Origin of the sequence: Methyloceanibacter sp., from assembly GCF_035650995.1 — a bacterium.
Lineage (GTDB): Bacteria > Pseudomonadota > Alphaproteobacteria > Rhizobiales > Methyloligellaceae > Methyloceanibacter.
In genome coordinates this window covers 1-6,154 of record NZ_DASRGO010000175.1, presented here as the reverse complement: position 1 = coordinate 6,154, position 6,154 = coordinate 1, and the positions used below count along the sequence as shown (strand labels likewise).

The 6,154-nt window shown below is 65.2% G+C and carries 6 protein-coding genes; 1 reads left to right on the top strand and 5 read right to left on the bottom strand.

The annotated features are described in order from the left end of the window. Window positions 1–1,440: transketolase family protein (locus VFB18_RS12890; protein WP_414675717.1), on the bottom strand; the 1,440-nt coding region annotated here is incomplete at its 3' end. 224 nt (window positions 1,441–1,664) lie between these two features. Here VFB18_RS12890 and VFB18_RS12885 point away from each other — a divergent pair. Next, a complete protein-coding gene (locus tag VFB18_RS12885) occupies window positions 1,665–2,066 on the top strand; it encodes a hypothetical protein (protein WP_324975925.1) in 402 nt (133 codons plus the stop codon). On the opposite strand, the gene VFB18_RS12880 is transcribed toward VFB18_RS12885, so the two are convergent. The 4 genes from VFB18_RS12880 to VFB18_RS12865 form a co-directional block, all read right to left on the bottom strand. Further along, window positions 2,060–2,992 carry a phosphoribulokinase gene (locus tag VFB18_RS12880; RefSeq protein ID WP_324975922.1) on the bottom strand — a complete coding sequence of 311 codons (933 nt, stop codon included), beginning with the start codon at window positions 2,990–2,992 and terminating at the stop codon, window positions 2,060–2,062. The two genes, VFB18_RS12885 and VFB18_RS12880, sit on opposite strands and share 7 nt — an antisense overlap. 39 nt (window positions 2,993–3,031) lie before the next feature. Further along, the gene (locus tag VFB18_RS12875; protein ID WP_324975919.1) at window positions 3,032–4,027 is read right to left on the bottom strand and encodes a fructose-bisphosphatase class II family protein; all 996 of its coding nucleotides are present in this window, start codon (window positions 4,025–4,027) and stop codon (window positions 3,032–3,034) included. A gap of 131 nt (window positions 4,028–4,158) precedes the next feature. Beyond that, the gene (locus tag VFB18_RS12870; RefSeq protein WP_324975916.1) at window positions 4,159–5,079 is read right to left on the bottom strand and encodes an ABC transporter permease; all 921 of its coding nucleotides are present in this window, start codon (window positions 5,077–5,079) and stop codon (window positions 4,159–4,161) included. Then, window positions 5,076–6,068, bottom strand: a complete 993-nt coding sequence (locus VFB18_RS12865; protein WP_324975913.1) for an ABC transporter permease — start codon at window positions 6,066–6,068, stop codon at window positions 5,076–5,078. The genes VFB18_RS12870 and VFB18_RS12865 overlap by 4 nt, the downstream gene beginning before the upstream one ends. Between the last annotated feature and the right edge of the window lie 86 nt (window positions 6,069–6,154).

The window sequence follows — 6,154 nt, the reverse complement described above, 5'->3', positions numbered from 1 at the left end:
ATCCTCGCCGAGACCGATCGAGTCGTGCGTCATGACGTAGATCACGCGCTGGCCCATCATCGCCGAGAGCCTGATCGACGGCCGGCAGTAGTCGGAAAAGACGAGGAACGTGCCGCCGTAAGGAACGATGCCGCCATGGAGGGCCATGCCGTTCATGGCGGCCGCCATCTCGTGCTCGCGCACGCCGTAATGGATGTAGTTGCCGCCGAACTCCCCCGGCTTGACGATGCCGTGCAGCTTGGTGAGCGTGCCGTTCGAGCCGGTGAGATCGGCGGAGCCGCCGACGAGGCCGGGAACGACGGGGACGAGCTTCTCAAGCACCTTCTGCGAGGATTGCCGCGTGGCAAGCTTGGCGCCTTCTTGCGAGAAGGCCGATTTGGCGGCGGCGATCGCGCCCTCGATCTTGCTCGTCACCGCAGCGTCGATCGGGTCGGTGAGACCGGATCGCGCCGAGGCGTCGAGCCTGCTCGCGGCCCTGCTCCAGCTGTCATAGGCCGCGCGGTGGCGCGCTCCCGCCTCGCGCCAGCTCGCAAGAATATGCTCTGGGACCTCGAAGGGCGGGCAATGCCAGTTGAGCCGTTCGCGGGCACCCTTGACCTCGTCCGCTCCGAGCGGCGCGCCGTGGGTCGCAGCGGTTCCCGCCTTGGTCGGCGCGCCATAACCAATCTTTGTCCGGCAGGCGATCATGGATGGGCGGTCGGTGACCGATCTCGCGTTCTCGATGGCGAGCGCGACCGCCTCCACGTCATGGCCATCGACCCGGGCGACATGCCAGTTCGACGCCCTGAAGCGCTCGAGCTGATCGTCCGACACCGCGAGGCTGGTCGGTCCGTCGATCGAGATTTGATTGTCGTCGAACAGGACGATGAGACGCCCGAGCTTGAGATGGCCGGCGAGCGAGATCGCCTCCTGGCTGATGCCCTCCATCAAGCAGCCGTCGCCGGCGAGACAATAGGTGTAGTGGTCTACAAGCTCATCGCCGTAGCGGTGATTGAGCAGACGCTCGGCGAGCGCCATGCCGACCGCGTTGCCGAGACCCTGGCCGAGCGGCCCGGTTGTCGTTTCGATGCCCGGCGCATGGCCGTATTCGGGGTGGCCAGGGGTGCGCGAGCCGAGCTGGCGAAAGGCTTTGAGCTGCTCAATGTCCATGCCGGGATAGCCGGTGAGATAGAGCAGCGCATAAAGCAGCATCGAGCCATGCCCGGCCGACAGCACGAAGCGGTCACGATCCGGCCAGTCTGGATGGCGCGGGTCGAACTTGAGAAACCGGTTGAACAGCACGGTCGCGACGTCGGCCATGCCCATGGGCATTCCGGGGTGTCCGGAATCGGCCTTCTGCACGGCATCCATGGCGAGTGCGCGGATCGCATTCGCCATCTCGGCGAAGGATGCCCCAATCAAAGGCTGATCCTTTCTCGGCGCGGGTCTGGTCGAAGACATCCTGCAAATTCAATTGGTTAGGCTTTGGCCTAGCGCTTGTCAGGCAGAGCGAGGCGGCGGGGACTTTGGATAACGCGCCCGTCTCTAACACACAAACACGCCGCATGGAGGAATCCATGCCGGGATGGGAAACTCCAGGACCGAGTCGGGCCCCTCGCCCCTGAAGGCCGCGGACGTCAAACAGCATGGAGAGGGTCGGAGCGCAAGCGCCTCAAGACAGGATTTTGCCTGCCGTCCTTGCGCTCGTCGTCGCGGGCTGCACCATCACCCCGCGGACCGCCCCGCCAGCAGCGGTCTACACCACGAAGGACGGGATCGAGCAGGCCGTCACGTGCGCTCTGACTGCGCTTAACACGGCGATGGGCAACGGCCCCGCTCCCAACTTCACCCACTCGGTCAGCGTGGTCACCCCGGGCAAGGTCGAGGAAATCATCCCGCAGCAGATCCCGCCCGCGAGCGGCGAGCTTTATGTGGTCCGCTTCACGGCCGAGGATTCAGGAGGCACGCAGGTCATGCTGTTCAGCACCCTCGGTGGCCTAGACAAACGCGTGGAAAAGGCTCTCAAGCCTTGCGGAGAACCGCGCAGTGCCAGCAAGAGCTCCCACCATAAGGCCGCGCCTCAATAGGCGCGCGCGGCCATTGCCGCCTTGACCGCATGGTAGCCGACGAGAAGCTGGCTGAGCGTCAGAGGATGGCTCCTGCGGGCGCCGTTCGCCGCGTCGATCTGCCCGACCTGATCGCGCAGATGCCCTGCCTCCGGAATGAGGTTCCACAACAGGTCCTCGATCCGCTCCGCCCGTTGATCGGAGATATTGCCGTTGATCTCGAGCACGTCGACGGGCTTGCCGTCCTTGTCGCGCGCAAGTTCGAGATGAAGTCCGGCATTGCTCGACCCGTCCAAGAGCGGGGTGAAGTCAGGATGCGGCAAAGTCGGACGCAGGATGTGGCGCACGTCGAGATGAGCGTTGTCGGAACCGTTGAGGCCCTTCGGCTTCTGGAAGCGAATGACGATGTCGGCGAAGGTGCGTTGCGGATGAATGAAGGCCTGGCTCGGCGACTCGCGCCGCTGCAACTGCTCCATCACCTCTTCCAGGGTGTAGCCGCGCTTGGTCGTGTCGCGGTGGATCTTCCACTTCACCCTGAGCTCTTCCTCGGGGTCGAGAAAGATCTTCACGTCATAGCAATCACGCATGGCGCGCGTGGCGTAACCGAGCAGACCCTCGGCGATGACGAACTCCTTGGGTTTGACATATTCGGGCGCCTCGAACGTGCCGTCGCGATGGTCGTAGACGGGCTTCAGGATCGGCTCGCCGTTCCTGAGCAGACGCAAGTGCTGCTCGAGAATGTCGATATAGTTGGCGCGCGGGTCGAGCGCCGACAGCCCGGCTGCAGCGCGCTCGGCGCGGGTGTAACGATGGTAGTCGTCGGTGCAGATCACCGTGCAATGCTCGGCGCCGAGAATCTGAGCGACGCCGGCCGAAAGCGTCGTCTTGCCCGACGCGGAATCGCCGACGATGCCGAGGACGATCGGATGATCAACCCGTTTCGGCATGAATGACTCCAGACACCGTTTCCTCTCCTTTCGCCGGCCTTACGCCACGTCGCGCGCCGCGATCGCAGCAAGCCGGTCATTCGGGATGTAGCTCGTCAGGATCTGACGTTCGCCGGTCATCCCCGTTATCATCATCGTCTGCACTTTATAATGGGTCTTCGACCGCTCGATACCTTCGAGCATGAGGCCGGTGGTGATCCCTGTCGCGCAGAAAAATACATTATCCGAGGCGACGATCTCGTCGCGGTCGTACCATCTCGCAGTGTCGATGCCGGCCTCCTTGACCGCCCTCGCCTCGGTCTGAAGCTGCGGATCGAGGCGACCAAGGAACTCGCCGCCGATCGCCCTGATAGCACACGCCGACATAACGCCCTCCGGCGTGCCGCCTGTTCCCATCAGGGCATCGATGCCAGAGTCGGGGATCGCCGCCATCAAGGCACCGGCAACATCGCCGGCAGGGTAAAGTGCGACGCGAGCCCCGGCCTCGATGATGGCACGCACAAGCTCGCGGTGGCGCGGCTTTTCGAGGACGAACACGGTGAGGTCGGAGACATCCTTGCCGAGCGTGCGGGCGAGAACTTCCAGCTTCTTGGCCGGCGGCCAATGCGGATCGATCCGCCCGCGCGCCGGCGGGCTCGCCACGAATTTCTCCATGTAGAAGGCCGGCCCCGGATCCATCATGGCGCCGCGCGGGGCCACGGCGAGTACGGCGAGCGCGTTGGTCAATCCGCGCACGAGATAGCTCGTGCCCTCGACCGGATCGAGAGCGATGTCGGCCTTGAAGGAGGAGGCGGGACGGCCGAGCCGCTCGCCCCGCTGCGGCTGCGAGCCGTCTCCCTTGGTGGTCTCGCCGATCACCACAATGGCGTCGATGTCAATCAGGGAAAGGGCGTCGCGCATGGCATCGAGCCCGTCGCGGGCGCCCTCGGCGCCCTCGCCTTTTCCGATCCAGTTGAAGGCGGCGCAGGCGGCCCGCTCGGTGACGAGGCGGAGGGAAAAGACGAGCGCCGGATTGACCGGACCCGAGGACTCCATGCCAGCTCCTTGAGGCCTTCCGCTTGAGCGACGGCCAAGTACGCGCCTCGCCTCAAGGGACAAGGCCAACCTTGCCGCACTCTAGCGTATGGGCGTCGCGCAATCCAACCGGCAAGAGGCCGCGCGGGGTGCTAGCGCCGCCTGGCGCGCGGATTGAGCGCGTCGCGCAAGGCATCGCCGAGCACATTAACCGAGACGAGCAGCGCAACGAGGACAAGCCCCGGGATCACCGTCACCCACCAGGCGCCGGCAAAGATGAGATCGTAGCCCGAGCGGATCAGCGTGCCGAGAGAGGGCTTGGTGACCGGCATGCCGAGACCGAGAAAGGAAAGCGCCGCCTCGTTCATGATGGCGCCCGCAACTTGCGTGGTGGCAACCACGATCAGCGGCGAGAGGACGTTGGGAAGGATGTGGCGCCGGACGACGCCGAAGCCGGTGAGACCGAGCGCACGGGCCGCTCTTACATGGTCCTTGGCGGCTTCGACCTGAGTCGCAGCGCGCGCGGTCCTCGCGAAATAAGGCCATTCGGCAAGGCCGATGACGACGACGAGAAGCGGCACGGCGTAGCGGCTCAGGGCATCGCCGCCGAGCCCGGCGCGAAACAGAGCGAGCGCGATGATCGCCATCATCAAGGTCGAGAGCGAGAGCTGGATATCGGCCGCGCGGCTGACGAGGCTGTCGATCGCTCCGCCGCGATAGCCGGCAAACAGGCCAAGCGAGACGCCGATCACGGCCTGGATCAGAACTGCGAGCACGCCGACGGTGAGCGAGATGCGCGTGCCGTACAGGATGGCGCTCAACAGATCGCGGCCTTGCGCGTCGGTGCCGAGCAGAAAGCGCGGGTCGCTGCCCGAGCGCCACCAGGGCGGAAGCTCGGCGTCGAGCACGTCGAGGCTGGAAAGGTCGAACGGATCATATGGCGCGATGACGGGTGCGAGCGCCGATGCGACGACGATGCAAACGAGGAGGATCGCGGCAAGGACAGCACCGGGATGCTCGAAGGCGAAGCTGCGCGCATTTCTTGCCGCGCTTGGAACCCTCGCTCCTCTCATGGCGCGCCCTCGAGGCTGATCCTGGGATCGAGCGCGAGGCTCGCGATATCGACGAGCGTGTTGACGACGACGAACAGGAAACCGACGGCGACGAGATAGGTGGTGATGAGCGGGATGTCAGAGCGGGTGACGGCTTCGAGGAAGAGGAAGCCCATGCCCGGCCATTGGAACACCGTCTCGGTGAGGAGTGTGTAGGCGATGAGCGTGCCGACCTGGAGGCCGCCCACCGCGACAAGAGGGATAAGCGCATTGCGGAGCGCGTGAGTGAACCAGACCCGCGGCGGAGAGGCGCCCTTGGCGCGGGCGGTTCGCACGTAATCGTGGTCTAGCTCATCGAGCATGGCACCGCGCACCAGCCTGATGAACAGCGGCAGCAGGATCGATGACAACGTGAGGGCGGGCAGAATGAGGTGCTTCAGCCCGTCCGGCGTCAGGAGCCCGGTCTCCCAAAATCCGATCCTTATCGTCTCGCCGCGGCCGAAGGCAGGGAGCCAGCCGAGCCAGACCGAGAAGATGGTGATGAGAAAAATGCCGGTGAGAAACACCGGCACCGAGATGCCGAGCACGCTCAGCCCCAAGATCAATCTCGCGGGAAGCGCGCGCGGGCGCACCGCGCAATAGATCCCCGCGGGTACGGATAGGAGCAGCACGATGAGGCTCGCGCCGAGCACAAGCTCGAAGCTCGCCGGGAACTTGGCGAGCACGACGTCGAGCGTCGGCCGCTTGTAGATCAGCGAGGTGCCGAGATCGCCGTGAGCGGCACCGGCAAGATAGTGCGCGAGCTGCACTGACCACGGCGCATCGAGCCCGAGCTGATGGCGAAGCGCCTCGCGTTCGGCCTCGGGCACCGCTTCGCCAGTGATCTCGCGCAAGGGATCACCGAGCGCGGAGCGCACGGCAAAGGCGATGACGAGGATCGCCAGCATGACGAGAAGCGCCTGGGCGAGACGGCGCGCGATGAAGGCAAGCGCTGCGGCAGCCGCCTTCATGGCCCGGATACTCGTCTCCCCTCTTCCCTCCAGGGAGAGGGCTGGGGTGAAAGGGATAAGGATTCAATGGATGCCCCCTCACCCGC